This window comes from Ruminococcus sp. AF31-8BH, from assembly GCF_003460605.1.
Lineage (GTDB): Bacteria > Bacillota > Clostridia > Lachnospirales > Lachnospiraceae > Blautia_A > Blautia_A acetigignens.
Window position 1 is genome coordinate 48744 of the sequence record NZ_QTVN01000018.1, and the last position, 23258, is coordinate 72001.

Here is a 23258-nt window from a genome sequence, read left to right on the forward strand (position 1 = left end):
GTTCTTTTATCAGGCACTCTTTTTGTATATCATGGGAAAGGTGGCAGAATGGCTGAAACATATCAAATAGAAATGAATTTAGAACAGTTGGAAAGACTTTTAAAAAATCTGCCGGAGGGAATTATGCTGGAGATTTGTTTTGGAAAGGAAGAACATGGAGAAGACACATAAAATAGATGTGGTAAGTATACGCCTGGTGGAAGAACCTCCTCTATACAGTAGTAAAGAATTAAAAAATCCCTGTGATGTGGCAGAACTCTTTCAGGATTTTTTAAAAGATTGTGACCGGGAAATGTTCTGTATTTTAAACCTTCGGACAAAAAACCAGGTTATTAATGTCAACGTAGTAGGTATGGGAACGTTAAATAGTGTACTGGTTCACCCAAGAGAAGTATTCAAATCTGCGATTTTATCCAATGCCAGCAGTATCATTTTGGCACATAACCACCCTTCCGGTGATCCAGAACCAAGCAGGCATGATATAGAAGTGACAAAGCGATTGGCAGAAGCCGGCAATCTTATGGGGATTGAGGTGTTGGATCATATCGTGGTGGCTGAGAACCGGTATTTTAGTTTCAGGGAAGAAAACATACTGCCAGAATACTTTCAAATGGAAGAAGTAGCAGCAGAGCAATCTCTTCCTTATGTAAAGAGTGAGAAAGAGAAGGTACATTAATTATTGCAACAGTGAAATACATTGACTGGTTTTGACAGAACATGTATAATAAAATAAGAAACAGAAAATAAAAGTAGCTAAATAGACAAATATCGTCAAAGTGTAAACATAAAATTCTTGACGAACAGGTTGTATTATGCTATAATCCCAAATCTTGAAGGAGTATACATGGCAAAGAAAAAAGTTTATGCTGTAAAAAAGGGTAAGCAAACCGGTTTGTTTTATTCATGGAATGAGTGTAAAGAGTCGGTAAGTGGATATCCGGGAGCAGAGTATAAAGGTTTTGAAACAGAAGAGGAAGCGAAAAACTATTTAGAGAATAGGATACAAGAAATTAAAAAAGTAGATATAGAAGAGAACACAACAAACCAGTTAGTTGTATATGTAGATGGTAGTTTTGATGAGAAAATAGGAAAATATGCTTTTGGGTGTATTATTCTTACACCAAGAGGAGAAACTATTAGAGAATCAGGAAATGGAAATGAACCGGACTCTTTAGCAATTAGAAATGTTGCTGGTGAAATGCTTGGTGCTATGTATGCAGTACAATGGGCAATTAAGAATGGTTATCATAACTTAGAACTTCGTTATGATTATGAAGGAATTGAAAAGTGGGCTCAAGGAGAATGGAAGGCAAAGAATACACTTACTCAGAAATATGCAAATTTTATGAAGAGTAAATCAGATATTCTAAAAATTTCTTATCAAAAGGTAAAAGCTCATTCTGGAGATCATTATAATGAAGAAGCAGATAAATTAGCCAAAGCTGCTTTAACAGAAGGTAATGGGATTCCTAAAGTTAAAAGAGGCGATTTTTGGTTTACAGTTGAGGGAATTTCAGATGAAGATTTGTCAACAGTTATAGCACTTGCTGTTGATGAAATTGGAAAAGACAATCTAATTATAGATGAAAAAAAGATTGCTCATGGAAAAGCAGTTTCTTTAAAATGTAACAAAAGTAAAGATAGAGTAGTTGTGACACATTATCAAAAGCATAATAAAGTAGTAATGCAAGGAAGACCAGAAGTGTTATTTTCTACTATTATTGGATATATTACTGAATTAATAGAAGTAGAAGAAATTCCTAAAATTTTTAATGACACATATAATCTTAACATAGATAAAGACGAGGTTCGCTCTGAATTTCAGTTTTATATGCCAAATGCTTATGATAAGCTACCGTCTAAGAAAATGGAAAGATCTCTTCATCAGGCTGTGTATAATTTAAAGGTCACAGATGATATGTTTGATGGAACATATTTGGCTCAGCCGGCAATTCGTGTTGTAGAAGCACAATTAAAAATAGCATTAATAGAATGTGGTATTATACCAAATGCGCAGTACATCAAAGAAAATCATTTTGATATGTTTGATAAAATAGGTGTAAAATATAAGCTGAAACCAGAGAGATATGGAAATGCAAAGCCTGAGCAGGTAAAGTATATTGGAAATATTTATACGTTTTATAACAGCAATCGCCATCCAATAGAACATTGGGATGACCCTACAGCACCAATTGATACTACAAAGATGCTGGATATAAAAGGTGCTCATGATTTGATTAAAAGAGCATTGGCGATTATTGATGAATATTATGAAGTGATTTAGAAATTAGGAGAAAGGAGTAAGTTAGATGAATAACTTTGATATGATTGTGATAAGTGAAGAAAAAGAAAATATTCTTGTGGTTATGAAGACTAGCGAGCCTCCTTTTGATTACCTTGCAGAGATTGAGGCTTCGCTAAGGGAAAAACACTATATCGGTGTAGTAATGATTGATGAATTGCTACATAGTGGGAATACGGAAGAACGGTTTATTCAGGGATACTTTGATGGTGCCCGGTTTGACAGTGGGCAATTTGCCTTTGAGCTTGTTCCGAAAAAGAGCAAATTAAGGGAACCTGTTTGTTTTTACTTGCATCAAGACAGGGAAAGCCTTGAATATTCTATTTTAACGACCAGACAGCAGAAGCTGATTGAGCATGGCTGTATCATTTAAAAAGAAAATAAGAAGTAACACAAAGAGCATTATCGCTAAAAACGGTAGTGCTTTTTTTGTGCATAAAAAGGAGGTATTGCTACGTGGAAAAAGGTGAGATGGGCGAGAATGCCACCGGACGTTTGACAACGTATTATGTGGCAGAATGTATGGAATTTAACCGCTATGGAGAATACAGGGAGGATATCCACAGTGCAGAAGAGGCAGTAAAGATCTATCAGAGTATTCCTTCTGAAAGGTTGAATGCAGGAAAAGGAATTGGGCTTCATGTGGAGGAAGAAGATGGTATTCCATTGGAATTTTCCCTGGTTTATAACGGGGAGTTGGATGTGGATCTTTTGAGAGATATCTATGATCAAAACCAATACCCAGAGGTTTTTATAGCTGCCAGGGAACTGAGTGCTTATCTTCCGGAAACAAAAGTCATTGATACCAAAGGGCTTTTAACAGAGAAAACCTTGGAGGCTACTGTTTTTGCAGATGAAATGATTAAACTGGAAAAAAATCTTGACCCTGATTTTTACCATACCTTTTATCCGAAAGAAGCAGAACATAAGGAAGCTATTATATGGAAAGCCTTATGTCAAGACGGAAAAGAGGAATACAGCAGGTGGCTGGGAAGCAAGATATTTGAGCAGAAATCAGAGTTGAAAGAACAGGCAGACAAGCTAAAGACAACACTGGAACAGGTAAAACTTATTCCGCCGGTGGACTTGAAACCCTTTGTGTATGTGCGGATCAGTGAACACCCGGACATTCCATTGGAAGAAGCCATGCCATTAAATCAAGCGGTAGAATTGTTCGGAAAGCTGGATCGGCAGGCAGTGGAAGAGAAAGATATGGCAGGTTATTACAAAACACATTTTGAAATCTGTTTTCTCTCAGAGGGGGAAGTCATGTCTTATACCGGGCGCCAGGATTTTGGTGACGGGGAAGGAAATCTGCTGGATCATGTAAAAGCATTTGCAGATTATTATCTCCATACAGAAGAAGGGCAGCAGCTTATGAAACAGACCGCCAGGACAACAGAAGAATGGGAACATGAACAACAGCAAATGAGATGGGTACTGGAGGAGATGCTTCCTACCCTTCAGTATTTCTGCAACCTGGAAAAACTGGAAACAGCGGTTCTGGAAGAACAGGAAATAGAAAAGAAAGTCCCTTTACTGACGCAGGGGGACGCATCACGAAAAGCATATCAGGAAGCCATGCTTGCCTATATCCGGGAAAGCAGGATTGCATTAAATACAGGGAAGGAGCTGCCTTGTATGCCGGATATCCGGGATTTTGCAACTGCCTGTCCGGATAAATCATACAAAGAACAGGTTATGGAAGAGATACGACAGGAAGCAGAGTCATACGGTATGACCGTAGAAGCGTATGCAGCAAATGGATATGAGCCGCCAAAAAGGGGCGGCAGATAAAATTAGGAAAGGAGGCGGAGTTTTGGCCATGTAAAAGATATCTTCCCTCCTGAAAAAAATTGGATTTAGAAAAAACAGCAATAGAACGTATCCGCACTGCCAGCCAGATGTCCCTGCAACATTATGGGCTTCCTTTGGTAGTGACGGACAGTGGAGGAAAAGACAGCGCCGTATGCAGGGAACTGGTACGGCGTTCCGGCGTGCCATTTGAACTGATGCACAACCTGACTACTGCAGATGCCCCACAGACTATTTATTATGTGAGGGAACAGTTTCAGAAGGCAGAACAGGCCGGTATAACTTGTAGTATCAATAAACCTTACTATAAAGGGCAGCGGATAACTATGTGGAGCCTGATCCCCATGAAAATGATCCCTCCTACCAGGACTATCCGGTATTGTTGTGAGGTTCTAAAAGAAAATGGTGGGGCTGGGCGTTTTATCACCACAGGTGTCCGGTGGGCAGAAAGCCGAAAGCGGAGGAAAAACAGGGGGATTTATGAAAACTTTGTCCCAAATGGAAAAAAACGTGCCATTATTTTAAATAATGATAATGATGATACCAGGCGACTCTTTGAATCATGCCTGTCAAGGGGCAAACACGTATGCAATCCCATTGTTGACTGGAGTGACCAGCAGGTCTGGGAGTATATCCAGGCAGAGAAAATACCCATGAACCCTCTTTACGAAATGGGATTTCACTGGGTTGGCTGTGTAGGCTGTCCTATGGCAGGAAAACAAAGATACCGGGAGTTCCGCATCTTCCCGACCTATGAGAGGGCTTACCGGCGGGCTTTTGCTAAAATGCTGGAGTTAAGGAAAGCTGCAGGAAGGCAGTGCAATTCCCGCTTATGGTCAGATGTAGATGCTTTTTTCCGTTGGTGGATGGAGGATCCTGGTATCCCCGGACAGTATGAATTGTCCTTTCATGAAGATACCAATGAGATTTATTATGACTATTTGTAGTGGAAGGGAGGAGGAATTATCGCAAAATATCAATTATCTTTTGGACTGCAGTATGAAGCCTGGATGCTGGAAATCCGTATTCCGGACTGGCTGGAGTTTCCTTCTAAGGAGCAGGCACTAAAATATGGTGAGCAAGCTGAGGTTTCCGTTTTCTTAAAAGCGGAAGCTATTTTTTTGCTCTTTGATGGCAGTAAGGAGAAGATTTTACCGCAGCAGACGGAACTTTATCAGTTTTCCTACCTGAAAGAAAAGACTTATGACAGACTGGGACCGCCACTTTCCCCGGAAGACATAGACCATTTGGTAGAAGTGGGGGAATTGGAGCAGGTACTGTTCAGTGAAAAATATATCCTGACAGAAGATGATTACCAGGAATTTTCCGGAAACCTTATGGAAGCCTTTCAGGAATTGGAAAAGGAGTACGGTCCACCACCCAGAGAAAAGGAACAGGGGTATCTGTTTCAGGCGCTCTGGTATCAGGCAGAAGAATTAAACCCCGGAGAGGGGGACTGCTTTGGAGATTAAGGTAAAAAAAGAAAAAGAGCCGGAGCTGAAATTAAAAAAAGAAGCCCAGGTGACGGTGCATAAGAAAAATCCTATTTTATCTGCAAAGGAAAAGAAAGCTGCTTTTACCTCTAAGCCGGTGGCCGATCTTTTAGGGCAGAGAAAGAAAAAAGAAGGGGCAGAAAAAGGGAAACAGCCGGAGCAGGGCAGAGAAGCGCTGTTTGAAAAACAAAAGGAAAAGAAAAAGCAAGCCGGGAAAGAGGCAGCAATCCGGGGAGCAGCAGAAGATAGAAAACAAAATGGAAAGGCCAAAAGCACCGTATCTGTACCGGGAACCTTACAGCCGGATCAGATGAAACAGGGGGTAGCACCAAACAGTCAGCCCTCTGCTGGTTTCCAGGCGAAGGAACAGTATCGGAGGGAACAGGCTGCAAAGCTGGCGGAAACAAAAAAATCTTCCCTGGCGAAGCAGACTGCCATAAAAGGGGTACGCCGGGGAGAGGCTGCTATATTGACCCAGTTAGAGGGCGGGGAGGAAGTCAATGATTCCCTTTATGTCATGGGGACAGCAACAAAACCGGCAGAAAAGCTGTGGAAGGATCGGAATTATAGAAAGGCAGAGCAGGAATTAAAGGTAAAACAGGCAGATGGGAAGATCACCAATAAGCAGTTTTACAGACAAACAAGAGCAGTGAAAAAGAAACAGATGGAGAAACAGAAAAAACAGGCAGTCCGGCAGAGAAAAATCCAGTATATGATCAATAAGCTCACCGGAAATGGGCAGCAGGACAGTTTGGCACAGGTGGCAAAAGATATTGTAAAGATGAAAGCCTCTGTGTTTATGCTGAAGGTGGTCCAGTTTGCCGGGGCGCTTTTGGCTCCGCTGTTCAGTATTCTTCTTGTGGTGGCAATCCCTGTAGTGATTATCTTTTTCCTCTTATACTGTTCGCCACTTGGTGCGTTCATGCCAAATCCGTCTGAGGAGAACCCTACCGTCCGAGAAGTTTTAAGCGGTTACTACATGGACTTTAATACAAAACTTGGACAAAATGGGGAAGATGGGGCAGTTACCTATCTCCATGAGAAAAACGGGAATTATGTGAGTAATTACTATGATACTTTAATGGTTTATATGGTGAAGTATGGAACCGGGGATATAGGTGTGGATATGGATCAGCGGCATAAGGACAAGCTGAAGGAAATCTTTGATGAAATGAACAGTTTTGAAAACACGACCATAACCACCACCATAAAGGCAGGGGAAAGCCTGGGAAATGTTGTCACCAGCGGTTATTGCCAGTGCAGTATCTGTTGTGGACAGTGGGCAGGAGGACCTACAGCCTCCGGTGTCATGCCAAAACCGGACCATACCATTGCAGTAGATGCACAAAACCCCTTTGTCCCTATGGGAACCAGGATCATTATGAACGGGATTGAATATACCGTAGAAGATACCGGAGCATTTGACCGGTATGGGGTACAATTTGATGTTTTCTGTGCAGATCATGCAACTGCGTCTGCCTGGGGACATCAGACTTTTGAAGCGTTTCTGGCAGATGGGGACGAAAATGAGATTACGGTAACAAAGAAGGGCTGCTACGTCAAGAACCTGAATTATGAGGACTATATTGCACTTGGAAAGCTGACCGAAAAAGAAGAAGAACTTTTAAGGGAAGTCATGAGTGAGGAATTCCGAAATGAGATCCCTTCCTTTGGCGTAGGAAGTGACGTTGCAAATCTGGCACTGACGAAGGTAGGCTGCAAATACAGTCAGGAACACCGGTATGAGGAAGGATATTATGATTGCAGTTCCCTGGTACAGCGGTTGTATCAGGAGGTAGGCATTTCCCTTCCGGCGATTGCCTCTACCCAGGGAGAATTTATGGTAACACATGGGTTGGAAGTTACAGAAGGCGAACTGGAGCCGGGAGATCTGATTTTTTACTCTTATGAGCAGAATGGGCAGTTCCGCAATATTTCCCATGTGGCAATTTATGTTGGTAATGGCAGAATGGTACATGCAGCCAACAGCAGACGTGGAGTAGTGAATGACCCGTTCAATCCGTCGAACATTGGGCTGTATGGAAGACCCAGCCGCTTGCAGTAAGAAAGGAGAAGCATGGACGAAAAAGAATATGAAGTGACCATAACAGAAGTCCTGGAGAAAAAAGTAAGATACCGGGGCAGGAATGAACTGGAGGCAACTGCAAAAGCAGAAGCAGATTATTATGCAGAAAAAATCGTGCTGGGGGCAGATGATTTTTCCTATCGTGATATTTCTGCAAAAGAACTGGTACCTGTAAAAGAAAGAAGGAACAGCAGATGAAGCATATCACAAAAGTACGGGAACTGTATGAGGAAACCATACACTGGATTTCAGAGTCGGAGTATTCCTGGAAAAATTTCCTTTCCTGCATGGGGCGCTTGTATCAGTTGGACTTCTTAAATACCTGTATGGTATATGCCCAGCGCCCAGATGCGTCCGTTCTTGCAGGATATGATGCCTGGCTGGAAATGGATTTGCCGGTTGCCAGAGGAAGTAAAGGAATTGCAGTATTTCCTTCCAAAATTTTCGGGGAAGGAGTTACCCATGTTTATGATATTCAAGATGTAAAGGGACAGGGAATCCGGCCCTGGAACTGGCAGGTGAATGGGACAAACCGCAGACTGCTGGCAAGGGAGCTGTTCCCGGAAATCTACGAACAGGAAAAAAAGTTTAAAAATTCTTTAGACGCCTTTACAAGAACAAATGTTTGGTTTATGATAGAAGAGGAAGATGAAATTTTAAAATCCTTGCAGAAGCTGGCTGTCCTTATCGGAGAGGGACAGGAGGTAAAAGAAAACCAGATTACAGAGTTTCTTGTAAACAGTGTCTGTTATGCGGTGAAAAGCCGCTGCGGTATCCGAGATGACACCCTGGATTTTTCTTTTATCTGCGGTTTTTCAGAGAATGAGGAGGTTCTGTACCGGACAGGACGGTTAGTATCCCATTTATCTGGGCGGATTGTGTTACAGATTGCAAGGACCATGAAGAACATAGACCTTGAAAGGAGGCAGTATTATGGAAGGGATCGCAGGAATCCAGTACAGGGAAATGAATGGCGTACAGATACCAGTCTTAGAGGGCGTGATGAGCGAGGAGAAGATGCTGGCGTCCCTGAACCGTTACGGCAGGATCGCAGCACAGGAAATGAAGAGAACGGACCAGGCACAATACGAAATGATGCTCCTGTCCGGGAAACTGATGGAGCGGCTTATGAAAATCCAGACAGAAGCGGAGGAATACCACGAGAAACTGGCAGAAAGTTTTCTGAAGACCTGGACCAGGGAGGACAGGATAGACCCTTACAACACGTTGGAAATGACCAACCTTCGGATACAGGCGGATATGGAAGCACAGAAACAGGTTATGGAGGAGATCATTCAGCTCAGGATCGGATAAAACAGGAAAAAACAGAAGAGGATACAGAGAAAGGAACTGCTTCGGCGGTTCCTTTTCTGTCTGGGGAGATAGAACCTGCACAGCCGGAAAACTGGCAGAAAGAGAAAATTCTTCTGGAAATGACGGAGCAGGAGATACCATATAAAATTTATGAGTTTTACCGGAACAATCCAGAGGAAACAGACCGGGAAGCTTATCTTTATGAATTGTATGGAGATGTAAAAAGAGAAGCCCATACAAAAGACGGTATCCTGACCGCAGAAAGCGGTTCCAGTGGTTTTTATATCCTTTGGAGTGAGGGAACTTCCATGAAGGAGGCGTTCTGGTACTGGGACGAAGTTTCTTTGGAAATTGGGAAACGGATTGAAAAAGGGACCTATCTTCCTTTGTTATCTGTATCGGAGGAAGCCTTAGAAAATGGGGAAGAAACAGAGGAAGAAACCTTACAGCCAGAGAAAGTGCAGGAAGTGATTGAGGAAAAGGAACCAATCCCATTAGAAGAGATTGGCATAGCCTTTTATAAACAGAATATCCAGGCGGATATTTTAAAGAAAATGCTCTGTCTGGTCTATACGACCAATCAGCTACCGGAAGAAAAAGACCATTTTTTGAAGATGCTTTTGCTTCGGGAAGTACCGGAAGGCCAGCCTTATTATCTGGTGCGGACAGAACATGGAAGCTATGAGCTTTGTATTCAGGAAAATGGGATTAAGATCACCCTGCCGGAAAGCCAAGATTTTCTGCAGGAACTTTCCTGGGATCAGTTTGGCGGGCTTACTGCACATCTGGCAGAGGAGGACCAGATTGCCTATACCGAAGATTCAGAAACCTTAGAGCAGCAGGAGAATATGTACCGTCTGCTTCCCTGGTTTCCGGCATTATGGGAAGAATATAGCGAAATTCTTAAAAAGGAAGAGCTTTGGCAGGAAGGAAGAACCTCTGTCCAGACAGAAGGCAAGGAAGAAGCCGGAGATTATTATTACCCAGAAGGGTGGTTGCAGTTTACCGGTGGGGATAAAAGCCGGTATCAGAAAAATATCCGGGCAATCCGTATCTTAAAAACACTGGAGCAGGAAGAGAGAAATGCCACAAAAGAAGAACAGGAAATTCTTGCGGGGTATGTAGGGTGGGGCGGGCTGCCAAATGCTTTTAACAGTAAACGCCCGGAGTGGAAAAAAGAATATCAGGAATTGAAGGAACTGTTGACCGCAGAAGAATACGCCCAGGCAAGGGCCAGTGTCAACAGTTCTTTTTATACGCCGCCGGAAGTCGTGCGGGGTGTTTATAAAGCCCTGGAGCAGTTTGGATTCCAGAAGGGAAAAATTCTGGAACCGGCTATGGGGATTGGAAACTTTTTTCATGGTCTTCCGGAAAGTATGCAAAAATCCCAGCTTTATGGCGTGGAGATTGATGCCATAAGCGGAAGGATTGCACAAAAGCTCCACCCTTCAGCCAGTATCCAGATTAAAGGATTTGAAAAAACGGAATTTGAGGATAACAGCTTTGATGTAATTGTAGGAAACGTGCCTTTTGGGGATTTCCGTTTGTATGATCCCCGATATAAAAAGATGAAGTTGAAAGTCCATGATTATTTTATCCGGAAAAGCATGGACCTCCTTCGGCCAGGAGGCATTTTGGCAGTGGTAACTTCAAAAGGGACGTTGGATAAAAATGACAGCGCTGTGAGAAAAAATTTGGCAGAACAGGCAGACCTTTTAGGGGCAGTCCGGCTTCCGGCAGATTCTTTTGGAAAGAGCGCCAATACCGCAGTTACCAGTGACCTTTTGTTTTTTCAGAAAAAAGCAGAGCCTTCGATTGGGGAGCCGATCTGGACTTATACAGGGCTTACGGAAGACATGGTACCGGTAAATGAGTATTATCTGGAACACCCGGAAATGATGCTTGGGAAAATGGTCTGGTTTGACCAGTTTTTCGGGAAAGATTCCAAATATACAGCCCTGGTCAATGAAGCGGAAGACTTTGACCTGGAAAAAAGAATTTTGGACGCAGTTGGAGAGCTTCCTAAAAACTGTTATGAAGAAAGCATAGCAGAAAAAAAGAAGGAAGAGCAGGACGTCTTAGCTGCTTCCCCAAAGATACCTAATTATACGTTTACGGTGATACAGGACGAAGTATATTACCGGGAAGGGGAGTCTTTATACCGGAGTCAGGCAAAGGAAAGTGTGAAGCGCCGGATACGTGCCATGCATAAAATCCGCCTTCTGGTGCGTGAAATTTTACAGATACAGCAGGAAAATTGTTCTGACCAGGAACTGAAAAAGGCACAGGAACAGTTAAACCGTTTGTATGATGCCTTTGTGAAAACGCATGGATATTTCTGTGACCGGACAAATAAAATGGCGTTCCGGCAGGACAATGATTATCCCCTGCTTTCTTCCCTGGAAGTAGTTGATGAGGACAAAAATGTAACCAAAGCCGATATTTTTTACAAAAGGACCATACGCCCCAGAGATGTGATAGATAAAGTGGAGAATGCCCAGGAAGCACTGCATATCAGTCTGTCAGAATATAACCGGGTGGATATTCCCTATATGCTCACCCTTTATCCGGGAAACAGGAAAGAAATGCTCCAGGAATTAAAAGGGTTAATCTACCAGAACCCTGTACTGGCAAAGGAAGAAGATCCCAATGCAGGGTGGGAAACCGCAGATGAGTATTTAAGCGGAAATGTGCGGCAGAAGCTCCGTACTGCAAGGATTTATGCGCAGAACAATCCCTTGTTTGTGGACAACGTGGAAGCACTGGAAAAGGTACAGCCAAAAGAACTAACAGCGCCTGAGATCAGTGTAAAACTGGGAACAACCTGGATTGAAAATGAGGATTACGAACAGTTTATCTATGAGCTTTTGGAAATCCCGGAGAACAACCAGAGAAACTATTGCGCTCATAGTGGCCATGCCCTCAAGATTGAGCGCTTAGATGCAGATATGTCTTACCATATTGACAGGGGAAACTTTTTTGGAGGAACCATTCGTACCAGACAAACCTATGGCACAAGATTTATGGATGCAATCAGCATTATAGAGGAACTGTTAAACAGCCGGATTGTGACCATAAGGGACCGGGTGCAGGAAGGGGAAAAAGTACGTTATGTGATTAATCGGAAGGAAACCATGCTTGCCAGGGATAAGGCGGAGCAGATAAAAGAAGCCTTCCGGGACTGGATTTTTAAGGAACCAAAGCGCAGAAAAAAATATGTGGATTTTTATAATGAAACCTTTAACTGCGACAGACAACGAAGCTATGATGGCTCTTATTTAAAACTGCCGGGACTGAACCCCCTGTTAAAGCTGCGTCCTTATCAGAAAAATGCTGTAGCAAGGGCATTGCTGTGTGGAGGAAATACCCTGCTTGCCCATACAGTAGGCGCCGGTAAATCTCTGGAAATGATCTGTATCTGTATGGAGATGAGGAGGCTGGGGCTGGCAACGAAACCCCTTCTTACCGTTCCGAACCACCTGACCTTCCAGATGGGGGCGGAATTTTTGCGCGCCTACCCAGATGCGAAGATCCTGATTACCAGAAAAGAAGATTTTCAGAAGGAAAACCGCAGGCGCATGATTGCCAGAATGGCAACAGGGGATTATGACTGTATTATTATCGGTCATACTCAGTTCCAGAGAATTGCCATTTCCCCTGACCGGCAAAGAGCCATGATAGAAGAGCAGGCAGAGCAACTGATAGAAGCCATTAACCGGGCAAGGGAAGAAGAGGGAAAGAACTGGTCCATAAAGCAGATGGAAAGCAGAAAGAAAAAACTGTTGCAGAAAATCGAAGAACTGAACAATGAAGAAATCAAAGATGATGTGATGTACTTTGAAGAAACAGGCGTAGATGCCTTATTTGTAGATGAAGCGCACCTGTTCAAGAACTTGGAAATTTTTACGAAAATGAACAATGTTGCGGGTCTGGGTTCCAGCGGTTCCCAGAGGGCTATGGATATGCGTATGAAAATCCAGTATATCAACGAAAAAAATCAGGGAAGGGGCGTCATTATGGCAACGGGAACCCCTCTGTCAAACTCAATGGTGGAACTTTATGTGATGCAGTTATATCTGCAGGAAAGGCGGCTTCACGAAAAGGGGATTTACCATTTTGATGCATGGGCTTCTGTGTTTGGGGAAGTTACCAGCTCTTTGGAACTGGCACCGGAAGGTACTGGTTACCGGATGCGGACCAGGTTTAATAAGTTTATCAATCTGCCGGAACTGATACACCTGTTTAAAGAAGTAGCAGACATTATTCTGCCTGATATGCTAGATATTAAGCGGCCAGAATTAAAGGACGGAAAATATAAGGTTGTAGTATCGGAAGCCTCTGATTATGTCAAAGAACGTATGCAGGAAATGGTGGAAAGGGCAGAAGCAATCCATAGAGGTGTGGTAGATCCAAAGGACGACAATATGCTCCGGATTACCGGGGAAGCAAGGCTTTTGGGTACAGATCCCCGGCTTTTGGACAGTTATGCTCCGGTAGATTCGGATTCCAAACTGAATAAAGCAGTAGAAAACATTTACCAGGAATATGTACAGTCCCAGGAACAGAAAGGAACCCAGATTGTTTTTTCGGATATTGGGACACCCGGACCTGGGAAAGCGTTTACCGTCTATGATTATTTAAAACAGGAACTGATTACCAGAGGTGTTCCAGAGGAAGAAATCTGTTTTATCCATGATGCAAAAACAGATGAACAGAGGGACCGTATGTTTTCCGATGTCAGAGCCGGAAGGAAACGGATTATTATAGGAAGTACCGAAAAACTGGGGGTAGGAACCAATATCCAGACCAGAATGGTGGCGGCTCATCATATCGACTGCCCCTGGAAACCTTCTGATATTGAACAGCGGGAAGGGCGCATTATCCGCCAGGGGAATGAAAATGAGGAAGTCAATATTTACCGCTATGTAACAAAGGGTTCTTTTGATGCTTATTTATGGGGCATTGTAGAAACAAAACAGCGGTTTATCAGCCAGGTATTTACCAGCCGGGAACTGGCAAGGATCTGTGAGGATATAGATGAAACCGTATTAAATTTTGCAGAAATTAAAGCGGTAGCTTCCGAAAATCCCCTGATTATGGAAAAAATACAAGTAGATAATGAAGTGGCACGTCTGAGAATTCTAAAAGCTGCACATGAAGGGAAACGGTTTACCCTGCAAGATGCGGTCACTTTCCAGTATCCGAAAAGGATACAAAGCCTGAAGGGAGAACTGCAATTACTTCAAAAGGATTTGGAGCGCAGGAACCAGGCTATGGAAGTACAGCCGGGGTTTGCAATCACGCTGCAGGGAAAAGTTTATGAAAAACACAAAGAAGCAGGTGAAGTTCTGCGTGGGATTATAGAAGGGGTAACAGCTTTTACCAGGCACGAAGTCGGTATATATAAGGGGTTTCAGGTATCTGTCCAAAATGATATGCTGGGACCGATCTTGTTCCTTCAGGGAGAGAAGGAGTATAGTGTGGAGTTAAAAAGCAGTGACTCCGGTAACATGGTCCGTATAGAAAACCGCTTGAATGCCCTTGATAAAGCAGTGGAGGACGTTCAAAAAGAAATTAAGACCTGCGAAAATGAGATAAAAAATGCAAAGCAGGAATATGAAAAGCCCTTCCCGTATGAGGAGCTTTTAAAAGAGAATATTACCCGGCAGATGGAGATTGATGCAGAACTGGAAATCAAGGACCAGGAGGAGTGTGTGGAAGTGCAGGAGGAAACTAAAAATCTTCCATGCCAGACAGCAGTTCGGTAACGAAAAATAGAGTAGAAAAGGAGATCACAATATGGAATATAATATCAGAGTATATAAACCGGAATTGAAACAGGAAGAAGGAAAAATCAATAACCTGAAAGGATTTGCTACCATTACCTTTGATGAGGCCTTCTGTGTGAAAAGCCTTGCAATTAAAGAGTCCTCGAAAGGAAATCTGTATCTCGATATGCCCCGTTACAGAGATTATGAAACAGGGGAGTATGTTCCTTTTTTCCGGTTTACGGATAAGGAATTTCAAAAGGAAGTGTTGGATACCGTAAGGGAAGCCTATGAGAATATGACAGAAACGAAAACAGACTGTAAGGGCTGTTGGGGAGAGGAAGAACTGTATTACAATCTGAGTGTAAATCCGGTACAGGGAAGCGATACATTTAAGGCAGATGTTGCCATTCGTCTGCAGGACGTATTGGCAATCCAGCAGCTTCATGTGATCCAGGCATGGAACGGAAAAACCTTTGTAGGTATGCCCCAGAAAAATTCTGCAAAAGGAGAACGGGAGGACATTGCCCATGCAGTCAATGCAGAATTTAAGGCAGATTTGGAAAGTGCAATTATGGACGAATACAATAAAAAGATGGAATATGCCAAAAACCAGAAACAGCAGCGAAGAGGGAGATAGGAGCTATTCATAAAAAGACTGGTATTTTTGGAACAATAATGGTAGAATGAAGAAAATATCAGCATGGGAGGAAACAGTATGCCAAGACGTAAAAAAGTAGAAAATCTTTCTCTTGAAGAAATGCTTATGAAGACAGAACAGGAGATTAAAACAACAGAGGCAGAATTAAAAGACCTGCGATTGAAAGCAAAAGAACTTAGGAAAAAGATTGAAGATAAACAGAAAGATGAAATCTTTAGCGCATTACTTGCTTCTGGAAAAACAGTGGAAGAGGTCATGACATATTTAAAATCTGGTAATGAAGAGAAGGCTGAATAAAATAATAGAGAAAAATGCCGTTACGGGTGATACTAAAACCTGTAGCGGCATTTTTCTTATTTAGGAGAGTCTGAGTTGATAAGCCAAATTTCAAAGGTACTGCCCACATGAAGGGTAGAAAACACGTGGATAAAACCATATTGTCGGCTGATAATGTCTTGCGCCAGATGAAGCCCAACACCAACTCCCGGAAAGTTTTTGACAGAAGGAGAGCGGTAGAAGCGTTGGAAAAGTTTTGGGATTTCCGATTCTTTGATGCCGATACCGGAATCAGTGATTGCTATTTTGGTATAGTTTTCCAGGGTAAAAAGTTCTATGGAAATATGTCCGTTTTCATTCGTGTATTTTACAGCATTATCCAGGATATTATACAGCGCTTCGGAAGTCCATTTGGGATCATGATACGCCTTAAAGTCTTCTGAATAATTAAAAGTTATTTGAATGTTCTTCTGATCAGCCGCTAAGACGATATTTTCCAGAGCCATGAGAATGGTGTCACCAATCGTTTGATAACTTGGGGATAGTTTTATCACACCTGTTTCCAAACGGGATATTTTTACAAGGGAAGAGATTAAAAATTCCAGCTTGTTCAGATGTGCGGTATTTGTGTGAAATAAAGTCTTTAGTTCCTGCGGTTTTGTAATGGCTTTTTCCATAGCGGACTCTGTCAGGCGCAGCGTAGTCATGGGGGTTTTTAACTGATGAGAAATATCAGAAATTAGCTGCTGGAGCTGTACCTTTTCGGCATTTACAGAGTTTTTTGTGTTTTCCAATATACTGTACAATCTTCCTAAATGATGATTGATCTGTGATAGTAAAGTTTCGTCATACTTTTCATCAGGGGAAAAATAGGTTCCTTCAATCATACTGTCCAATGTTTTATGAAGTTCACAAGTAAACAAGGTGAGCTTGTGGAAAATCGTACAAAAGAGAATAAATACACAGATAAGCAGAAGGAAAGTGAAAACGGTAAAAAGTAAAAATACTTTAGGATCTGATGTAAGTGTACGCAATATGATACAGGTTCCTGAAAATATCAATAGAAATAGCAGGGAAACTATAATATATATTTTTTTTAAAGAAAATGTTTTTTTCATATCAGTCACCTATCCACATATATCCAGTTCCATAGATTGTTTTTATATAACGATGCCCGCTGGCTTCGATTTTCTTTCGGAGTCTGCTAATAGCAGTATTTAGGGAAGTATCACCTACAAAGTTTTCGGAGAAATCCCAGAGATGCTCAAGAAGCTGATCCCGCTTTAAAATATGCTTTTTATTCACAATAAAATATTGCAGAATACGGTACTCCAAAGGGGATAATTCCAGGGGAACTTTGTCCAGTGTCGCAGTCATTTGCGAGAAATTGATGCAGAGATTACCGTCTTCATATATGGTTTCCTTTTGTTTTTCTGTGATATATTTTGTTAAAACAGCTATTTTCTTTTGTAAGACGACAGGTGAAAAAGGCTTTGTAATATAGTCATCAGCACCCAGGTCAAATCCTTTCACTATGTCATTTTCTAAATCATTTGCGGTTAAAAAGATAATACTGGCATTTGATTTTTCTTTCAACTCTGAATATAATTCAAATCCATTTCCGTCAGGAAGGTTAATATCCAAAATCAGAAGAATGTAATGATACTGTTTTAAATATTCAAAGGCTTCTTTTGCATTATATGCAGAGTCAACAGTATAGCCCGCTGTCCGCAAGTTATAAGCCAGGGTATTATTTAAGAAGAAATCATCTTCAATAATTAAGATACGGTGCATAGTTTCCCACTCCTTCTGTTCTAAATTTCTAAGTTTTTCTATACTATAAAGAGCGTTTACGGTTTTCAAGATGTATTATAATTGTAAAAAATGCAAAAGTAAATAATGATTTTTTTCAGATAAAATATTTTTTTAAATGCACTAATTGTAATAATTTGGTAAGAATCTACGGATATACTAATAAGAAAAAACAGGAGGTACTAGATATGAAATGTAAAAAACTAGGGGTACTTTTGGCAATGGTTTTGGTAGGTGTTTCTGCATCGCCAACATGGACGGTATCGGCAGCGGAATCCCAGGATTTACCGCAACAGGTTCTTGATATTTCGAATGGTTCAGATGAAATTTACGGACCAGGCGCACCCATTGAGCATGTAGAAAATCCGGATGAGCGCTTTAGCAGCGGCGGGGTAGATCATACACACCAGTATATCGTATCGAATGCCTTGAAGATTTTAAATAATGATAAAGGTGCCAGTATCTTAAATACAAAGGCTGCTATGATATGTGAATATACAGATTGGCCAGATGTAGTGGGAAACGAAACCGATTATGGAACGTTTGCAGGACATTTCTATGATCCGGATACCGGAAAAAACTGGATGGGACAGAAAAATCCTACAGCACGAACCAGAGCAGAAACCTATTATCAAAGTGCAGTTGCAGCATATAAAGATGGATATACAGATAAGGCTATGGAATACATAGGAAAGGGAACACATTATGTATCAGATTTGAATGAGCCACATCATGCGTCTAACCTGACAGCAGTAAACAGTAATCATTCGGATTTTGAAAAGTATGTGGACAAACACCGTACCGAATATACCATAGCAGGGAACAGTTTTGGTGCAGATATTTATAGCAGCGCTGAGAATACAGCAGTAGGAGATATGCTTTATAGCGCTGCAAAAGATGCAAAAGCACTGGTTGGAATGGCACAGAATAAAGATACTTATGACTCAGCCGGAAATCAGTCAGTCCAAAATGCGATAAAGACAGTAAGTAAGTACATTTACAAATTTGGTAAGGAAGTAGGTATTTACTAAATAAGTTGATTTGTGGTGACGTCACACTTTAAAATCATAAAATATCGGAGAAAGGAGGAAGGGACAATGAAAGAACTGGAAAAGAAAATGCAGAATGAAAGCTTTGATGTAGAAGTACAGTATTGTGATTCAAGTGATTGTTTACATGATTGCCAAACAGCACCGAATTATTGCAATGCGCATATTACGGAGTTCTGGTAAGACGGAGGAATGTTATATGGAAAAAAGAATTCAGGAAGAATTGTTTGATGTAGAAGTACAGTATTGTGATCCAGATGATTGTTTGCATGATTGTGAGGTTTCAGAGGGCTGGTGTAACACACATATTGTGCCATATTGGTAAAACGTAATTAAGGTGATTCTTGGCGTTTCACTTTTTTAATTAGTAGAATGAACGAAGGGAACATTTCCTCTATCATGAGATGAATGTTCCCTTTTAATTTTTTTTGGGGGGGGGAGGTAATAATTCAGTAAGAATTAGGGTTTATGATGAAATAAAACAAGGAGAGGTAAGAACAATGGAATTGGTAAAAACATCAAATTAAAAAAAATATTATCGTACTGGAGGGATTTGCGTAAAGGCATTAGATCATGTTAAGTAAATATATTTATAAATTTGGTAAAGAAGTAGGTATTTACTAAATGAGATGATTAGATGATTTGTGGTGACATCACACTTTAAAATCATAAAATATCAGAGAAAGGAGGACGGGACAATGAAAGAACTGGAAAAGAAAATGCAGAACGAAAACTTTGATGTGGAAATTCAGTACTGTGACCCCAACGATTGTGACCATGACTGTGAAACTGCATCTGGTCAGTGCAATACACATGTTACAAGTTTATTCTAATCAATTAGGCTTTAATTAGCAGATTAAAAGAAGGAAACTTTTTACTAAGGTAGAGAGTTTCTTTCTTTTTTTAAAAAAATTTTTTGCAATGTAATAATTGGGTAAGAATTAGATACTATGATGAAATAAAACAAGGAGAGATAAAAACATGGAATTAGTAAAAACATCAAATTTAAAAAAATACTACCGTACTGGAGAGATTTGTATAAAGGCATTGGATCATGTCAATCTTTCGGTTGAAGAAGGCGAGTTTATTGCTGTTGTTGGACCGTCAGGCTGCGGCAAGACAACATTATTAAATATGCTGGGCGGATTGGATAATCCGACAGAGGGAACGGTTCGGATACATGGAAAAGATATAACAAAAATGAAATCGGAAGAACTCACGGTGTATCGAAGAAAGCATATCGGATTTGTATTTCAGAATTATAATCTTCTTCAAACACTTAATGTAAAAAGCAATATTTTGCTCCCTTTATATTTGGGAAACAGCAAAATAGACGAAGCATATTTTGAAGAGATTGTAGAAATCCTGGGTATTAAAAATAAGTTGAAAAATTTACCGAATACCTTATCAGGCGGGCAGCAGCAGAGGGTTGCCATTGCCAGGGCAATGATCACCAAACCGGATATTGTTTTAGCAGATGAACCAACAGGAAACCTGGACAGTGAATCAAGTGAAGAAGTTCTTAGATTGCTCAGAGAGTCAGGGGAGCGTTATAATCAGACGATTATTATGATTACCCATAGTAGAGAAATTGCAGAAACGGCATCGAGGATTATAAGAATGAGAGATGGTAAAATCGTATGAGTAATGAAAAGAAAATAATGAAAGAAATGGTTCAGGGTAATCTGAAAGTACATAGGAAGAGAAATCTTCTTCTTGTATTGGCAATTACTTTAACGACCATTTTATTTACCTCAGTATTGGAAATTGGATTTGGAGGTATGCAATCCATTCAGGAAACACAACTAAAATTATCTGGAATGAAAGCAGACGCAGAACTTAGATTTTTGGACAAAGAACAATTTCAGAAAGTTCAAAATTCTGATTTATTTGAAAGCGTGGGAGGAAGAGTTCCCATTGCTCTTATGGAAGGGGAAACGAAGCGACCTATCGAAATAGACTATCTGGATAAAGCAGGTATGGAAGCGTATTATCTTTCCTTGGAAGAAGGGAAGATGCCGGAAGATGAAAAAGAAGTGCTTTTATCAGAGCAAGCATTAGAAGAACTGGGAATAAAAAAAGAAGTAGGAAGTCATGTTCCGGTGTCTTTTACATTAAGAGGTCAAGAATATAACTTTGACATGCGATTGTCAGGCTGGTACAAAGGCGGTCCTAAAGTTAATTTTTTGATCGTTTCAGAAACATTTTTAGAACACAATCCTGAAGTGTCAGAGAATACATACGATATTGATAAAGAGATTTTAGGAACTTATTATGCAAGTGTTTGTGTAAAGAATACAGGGAATATTGAGCAAAATCTTAAAGAATATGCAGAAAGTCTTGGGGCACAAACAGAAAATGCTGACGGAAACAATTATGTTAATGTAGCAGTCAATCCCATGTTGTATTCAGAAGACGGAAATACAGGAGTTGGTCTTTCCATAGTCTTTTTCGGAGCACTATTTATTTTGTGTGGATACCTATTGATCTATAATATTTTTGATATAGGCGTTATGCAGGACATTCAAGAATTTGGAATAATGAAAACGATTGGAATGACCAGCAAACAGATTAAGAGATTAATGCGAAGACAGATGCTCCTTTTATCTCTTATTGGTATTCCGATTGGATTAGTTGTTGGATATGGGCTAGGGGCACTTTTGCTACCAGTCATTCTGAAGAATTGGGAATACAGTGAGGAAGAACTTACTATTGTGCAGTCGGTACACCCAGCTATCTTTATATTAACAGTTTTCTTTGTATTGATTACAGTATTTTTGAGCATGAGAAGACCTTCTAAAAGGGCTGCTAAGTATTCGGCGATTGAAACAGCAAAATATACAGAGGTGAAGAAAAAAACTGCAGAAAAAGATATTCACTCTATTAAAAATATAGCAAGAAGCAATCTGCAGAGAAATAGAAAGAGAACCGTTTTAGTATTTACATCGCTTATATTAAGTGTTGTCTTTGTCAATTCCTTATGGATTATTTCTAATAGTTTTGATGAAGAGAAATATGTTAATGTACAAATGAGAAGGGATTATTTAGTTGCATCAACAGATACATTAAACCCTAGTATTGGTTATGTCAAACCTTCTGCGTCCTTAAATGAAGAAGCCATTCAAGAACTTGAAAAGAATGCCATGATTAAGAATGGAACAAAGTTATATAAAAATGCAATAGATGCATCTGTATATAATTTTGATATAAGTTTTGATTGGGGGGTCGAGGTAATAGATGTCAAAATACCCAGTATAGAAATTGATGGAGTAATTACTAATAGTGCAACAACCAATTATGGTACGTTAACCTTAGGTAAGGATAAGAAACCCATATGTAATGTATGCGGAATTTCAGAAAACTTTTTGGGGAAAATAGAGATTTTAGAAGGAGAAAAAAATATTATTTCTATTAAAGAAAAATTAAAAAGTGGAGATTATATTTTAGTTGGTATTCGTGCAAATGATAATGGAAAGCCTAGTACAGATGGTATTGAAATATCACCTAAAGTCGGCGATGTTGTGACTATTTATAAAGATGGAAAACCATTAAAAGAGGTAGAAGTTCTTTCTCAAATTTTAGTAATAGACTCAGAACAAATATCAGGAGGAAGCTCTACAGGGGGAGGAACAATCTTAGGTCCTTGGTTTTATTTGAGCGAAGGCTTATTTAAAGAACTGTATGGAGAAGGTAACTTAGTGAATTATTCTTTTGATGCAGATGAGAACGATGCTCCGGCTGTGAACAGAATGTTACAGGATATTTCAGAAAAATTTACCAATGTGGGATTTGAAACTACAGAACAAAGGCACTCTGAAATTGAGAACTATAAAATGCTGGTCAGAATTTTATGTGTGCTGATTGGAGGAATTTTAGGTGTAATTGGAATTGTAAATCTTGTGAATATTATTTTTACAAACCTAATTGTGCGAAACCGAGAATTTGCAACATTTAGAAGTATAGGTGCAACAAAAAAACAATTGCGTGAATTGATTATAAGAGAGAGTGTAGGATATGTTTTTTATGCTGCAATTGGTGGTTTTATACTTGCAACACTAATTAGTATGACAGCAGTCAGGGGTATTTGTTCTTCTATTTGGTTGTTTACTTTCCAGTTTACCTTATTTCCAGCAGCTACCATTATAGTACTGTATTTAATAATATCTATCATAGCTTCTGAGGTTGGAATTTATCTTTGGGAAAAGGGAAGTATTACAGAACACCTTAGAAATCTATAGGTAAGATGATTTACAGCATAAAAGTGCTGATAAACCAGAGTATAAATGAAGGGAGGTGTAGAATATGTTAGAGCTTGAAAAGAAAATGCAGGAAGAACCTTTTGATGTAGAGGTTCAGTATTGCGATCCAGATGACTGTGACTATGATTGTTTAACAGCACCGGATTGGTGTAACACACATGTAACTTCATTGTGGTAAAGGAGGATATTTTTTATGGAAAATTTAGAAATCAGAATTCAGAAAACTACATTTGATGTAGAAACACAGTACTGTGATCCAAGTGACTGTTATCATGATTGTGATCATGAAGGTCCAAATAACTGTGATGCTCATTTTACAGAAATTTGGTAAGACTGGAGGAACGCTATATGGAGAAAATGGAGAGAAAAATCCAGGAAGTTGCGTTTGATGTAGAAATTCAGTATTGTAATCCAGATGAATGT

At 40.3% G+C, this 23258-nt stretch carries 22 protein-coding genes; 20 read left to right on the top strand and 2 right to left on the bottom strand.

Annotated elements, in window-relative coordinates; genetic code table 11:
• Nucleotides 1-48 precede the first annotated feature (48 nt).
• The 12 genes from DWZ38_RS23180 to DWZ38_RS18485 all read left to right on the top strand — a co-directional run bounded on the left by DWZ38_RS23180 (nt 49) and on the right by DWZ38_RS18485 (nt 15736).
• On the top strand, nt 49-171 hold the full coding sequence (locus DWZ38_RS23180; RefSeq protein ID WP_255610470.1) for a hypothetical protein: 123 nt from the start codon (nt 49-51) through the stop codon (nt 169-171).
• Nucleotides 155-676 carry a JAB domain-containing protein gene (locus DWZ38_RS18430; protein WP_055173282.1) on the top strand — a complete coding sequence of 174 codons (522 nt, stop codon included), beginning with the start codon at nt 155-157 and terminating at the stop codon, nt 674-676. The genes DWZ38_RS23180 and DWZ38_RS18430 overlap by 17 nt, the downstream gene beginning before the upstream one ends.
• Nucleotides 677-844: 168 nt before the next feature.
• A complete protein-coding gene (locus tag DWZ38_RS22355) occupies nt 845-2284 on the top strand; it encodes a viroplasmin family protein (RefSeq protein ID WP_021650937.1) in 1440 nt (479 codons plus the stop codon).
• 25 nt (nt 2285-2309) lie between these two features.
• Nucleotides 2310-2675, top strand: a complete 366-nt coding sequence (locus tag DWZ38_RS18440) for a type II toxin-antitoxin system RnlB family antitoxin (RefSeq protein WP_021650936.1) — start codon at nt 2310-2312, stop codon at nt 2673-2675.
• Between the two features lie 83 nt (nt 2676-2758).
• The gene (locus tag DWZ38_RS18445) at nt 2759-4099 is read left to right on the top strand and encodes an LPD25 domain-containing protein (RefSeq protein ID WP_117467690.1); all 1341 of its coding nucleotides are present in this window, start codon (nt 2759-2761) and stop codon (nt 4097-4099) included.
• Between the two features lie 59 nt (nt 4100-4158).
• Complete coding sequence (locus DWZ38_RS18450; protein WP_330421669.1) at nt 4159-5064, top strand: phosphoadenosine phosphosulfate reductase family protein; 906 nt, start codon at nt 4159-4161, stop codon at nt 5062-5064.
• Nucleotides 5065-5127: 63 nt separating this feature from the next.
• On the top strand, nt 5128-5589 hold the full coding sequence (locus tag DWZ38_RS18455; RefSeq protein ID WP_025577477.1) for a hypothetical protein: 462 nt from the start codon (nt 5128-5130) through the stop codon (nt 5587-5589).
• Nucleotides 5579-7675: an NlpC/P60 family protein gene (locus tag DWZ38_RS18460; RefSeq protein ID WP_117854512.1), complete on the top strand. Its 2097-nt coding sequence runs from the start codon at nt 5579-5581 to the stop codon at nt 7673-7675. The genes DWZ38_RS18455 and DWZ38_RS18460 overlap by 11 nt, the downstream gene beginning before the upstream one ends.
• Nucleotides 7676-7687: 12 nt before the next feature.
• A complete protein-coding gene (locus tag DWZ38_RS18465) occupies nt 7688-7894 on the top strand; it encodes a DpnD/PcfM family protein (protein WP_055056107.1) in 207 nt (68 codons plus the stop codon).
• A complete protein-coding gene (locus DWZ38_RS18475) occupies nt 7891-14778 on the top strand; it encodes an N-6 DNA methylase (protein WP_243000376.1) in 6888 nt (2295 codons plus the stop codon). The genes DWZ38_RS18465 and DWZ38_RS18475 overlap by 4 nt, the downstream gene beginning before the upstream one ends.
• Before the next feature lie 31 nt (nt 14779-14809).
• A complete protein-coding gene (locus DWZ38_RS18480; protein WP_117854518.1) occupies nt 14810-15418 on the top strand; it encodes a septation protein SpoVG family protein in 609 nt (202 codons plus the stop codon).
• A 78-nt stretch (nt 15419-15496) separates the two neighbouring features.
• Nucleotides 15497-15736 (top strand): flagellar export protein FliJ, encoded by a 240-nt coding sequence (locus tag DWZ38_RS18485; RefSeq protein WP_117854520.1) that lies wholly within the window; start codon nt 15497-15499, stop codon nt 15734-15736.
• A 56-nt stretch (nt 15737-15792) separates the two neighbouring features.
• Here DWZ38_RS18485 and DWZ38_RS18490 read toward each other — a convergent pair whose 3' ends face one another.
• On the bottom strand, nt 15793-16602 hold the full coding sequence (locus tag DWZ38_RS18490) for a HAMP domain-containing sensor histidine kinase (protein ID WP_178105377.1): 810 nt from the start codon (nt 16600-16602) through the stop codon (nt 15793-15795).
• A gap of 232 nt (nt 16603-16834) precedes the next feature.
• Nucleotides 16835-17509 carry a response regulator transcription factor gene (locus DWZ38_RS18495; protein ID WP_117854526.1) on the bottom strand — a complete coding sequence of 225 codons (675 nt, stop codon included), beginning with the start codon at nt 17507-17509 and terminating at the stop codon, nt 16835-16837.
• A gap of 206 nt (nt 17510-17715) precedes the next feature.
• On the opposite strand from DWZ38_RS18495, the gene DWZ38_RS18500 reads away from it, so the two are divergent.
• The 8 genes from DWZ38_RS18500 to DWZ38_RS22360 all read left to right on the top strand — a co-directional run bounded on the left by DWZ38_RS18500 (nt 17716) and on the right by DWZ38_RS22360 (nt 23166).
• A complete protein-coding gene (locus tag DWZ38_RS18500; protein WP_117854528.1) occupies nt 17716-18558 on the top strand; it encodes a zinc dependent phospholipase C family protein in 843 nt (280 codons plus the stop codon).
• Between the two features lie 66 nt (nt 18559-18624).
• On the top strand, nt 18625-18759 hold the full coding sequence (locus DWZ38_RS23185) for a hypothetical protein (RefSeq protein ID WP_275539640.1): 135 nt from the start codon (nt 18625-18627) through the stop codon (nt 18757-18759).
• A gap of 16 nt (nt 18760-18775) precedes the next feature.
• Entirely contained in the window at nt 18776-18901 is a 126-nt protein-coding gene (locus DWZ38_RS23190) for a hypothetical protein (protein ID WP_275932381.1), read from the top strand.
• A 373-nt stretch (nt 18902-19274) separates the two neighbouring features.
• Nucleotides 19275-19409 (top strand): hypothetical protein, encoded by a 135-nt coding sequence (locus tag DWZ38_RS23195; protein ID WP_275932380.1) that lies wholly within the window; start codon nt 19275-19277, stop codon nt 19407-19409.
• 148 nt (nt 19410-19557) lie between these two features.
• Complete coding sequence (locus DWZ38_RS18505) at nt 19558-20220, top strand: ABC transporter ATP-binding protein (protein ID WP_117689861.1); 663 nt, start codon at nt 19558-19560, stop codon at nt 20218-20220.
• On the top strand, nt 20217-22814 hold the full coding sequence (locus DWZ38_RS18510; protein WP_117854531.1) for an FtsX-like permease family protein: 2598 nt from the start codon (nt 20217-20219) through the stop codon (nt 22812-22814). The genes DWZ38_RS18505 and DWZ38_RS18510 overlap by 4 nt, the downstream gene beginning before the upstream one ends.
• 64 nt (nt 22815-22878) lie before the next feature.
• On the top strand, nt 22879-23013 hold the full coding sequence (locus DWZ38_RS23200; protein ID WP_275932379.1) for a hypothetical protein: 135 nt from the start codon (nt 22879-22881) through the stop codon (nt 23011-23013).
• A 15-nt stretch (nt 23014-23028) separates the two neighbouring features.
• Nucleotides 23029-23166, top strand: a complete 138-nt coding sequence (locus DWZ38_RS22360) for a hypothetical protein (RefSeq protein WP_158555581.1) — start codon at nt 23029-23031, stop codon at nt 23164-23166.
• Nucleotides 23167-23258: the final 92 nt, after the last annotated feature.

Bases quoted from the DNA above. Each gene is read 5' to 3' on its own strand.
- DWZ38_RS18455 (WP_025577477.1), top strand. From the start codon at position 5,128: ATGCTGGAAATCCGTATTCCGGACTGGCTGGAGTTTCCTTCTAAGGAG.
- DWZ38_RS18440 (WP_021650936.1), top strand. From the start codon at position 2,310: ATGAATAACTTTGATATGATTGTGATAAGTGAAGAAAAAGAAAATATT.
- DWZ38_RS22360 (WP_158555581.1), top strand. From the start codon at position 23,029: ATGGAAAATTTAGAAATCAGAATTCAGAAAACTACATTTGATGTAGAA.
- DWZ38_RS18510 (WP_117854531.1), top strand. From the start codon at position 20,217: ATGAGTAATGAAAAGAAAATAATGAAAGAAATGGTTCAGGGTAATCTG.
- DWZ38_RS18480 (WP_117854518.1), top strand. From the start codon at position 14,810: ATGGAATATAATATCAGAGTATATAAACCGGAATTGAAACAGGAAGAA.
- DWZ38_RS22355 (WP_021650937.1), top strand. From the start codon at position 845: ATGGCAAAGAAAAAAGTTTATGCTGTAAAAAAGGGTAAGCAAACCGGT.
- DWZ38_RS18485 (WP_117854520.1), top strand. From the start codon at position 15,497: ATGCCAAGACGTAAAAAAGTAGAAAATCTTTCTCTTGAAGAAATGCTT.
- DWZ38_RS18430 (WP_055173282.1), top strand. From the start codon at position 155: ATGGAGAAGACACATAAAATAGATGTGGTAAGTATACGCCTGGTGGAA.
- DWZ38_RS23200 (WP_275932379.1), top strand. From the start codon at position 22,879: ATGTTAGAGCTTGAAAAGAAAATGCAGGAAGAACCTTTTGATGTAGAG.
- DWZ38_RS18495 (WP_117854526.1), bottom strand. From the start codon at position 17,509: ATGCACCGTATCTTAATTATTGAAGATGATTTCTTCTTAAATAATACC.
- DWZ38_RS18490 (WP_178105377.1), bottom strand. From the start codon at position 16,602: ATGATTGAAGGAACCTATTTTTCCCCTGATGAAAAGTATGACGAAACT.
- DWZ38_RS23180 (WP_255610470.1), top strand. From the start codon at position 49: ATGGCTGAAACATATCAAATAGAAATGAATTTAGAACAGTTGGAAAGA.
- DWZ38_RS23195 (WP_275932380.1), top strand. From the start codon at position 19,275: ATGAAAGAACTGGAAAAGAAAATGCAGAACGAAAACTTTGATGTGGAA.
- DWZ38_RS18475 (WP_243000376.1), top strand. From the start codon at position 7,891: ATGAAGCATATCACAAAAGTACGGGAACTGTATGAGGAAACCATACAC.
- DWZ38_RS18500 (WP_117854528.1), top strand. From the start codon at position 17,716: ATGAAATGTAAAAAACTAGGGGTACTTTTGGCAATGGTTTTGGTAGGT.
- DWZ38_RS23185 (WP_275539640.1), top strand. From the start codon at position 18,625: ATGAAAGAACTGGAAAAGAAAATGCAGAATGAAAGCTTTGATGTAGAA.
- DWZ38_RS23190 (WP_275932381.1), top strand. From the start codon at position 18,776: ATGGAAAAAAGAATTCAGGAAGAATTGTTTGATGTAGAAGTACAGTAT.
- DWZ38_RS18505 (WP_117689861.1), top strand. From the start codon at position 19,558: ATGGAATTAGTAAAAACATCAAATTTAAAAAAATACTACCGTACTGGA.
- DWZ38_RS18465 (WP_055056107.1), top strand. From the start codon at position 7,688: ATGGACGAAAAAGAATATGAAGTGACCATAACAGAAGTCCTGGAGAAA.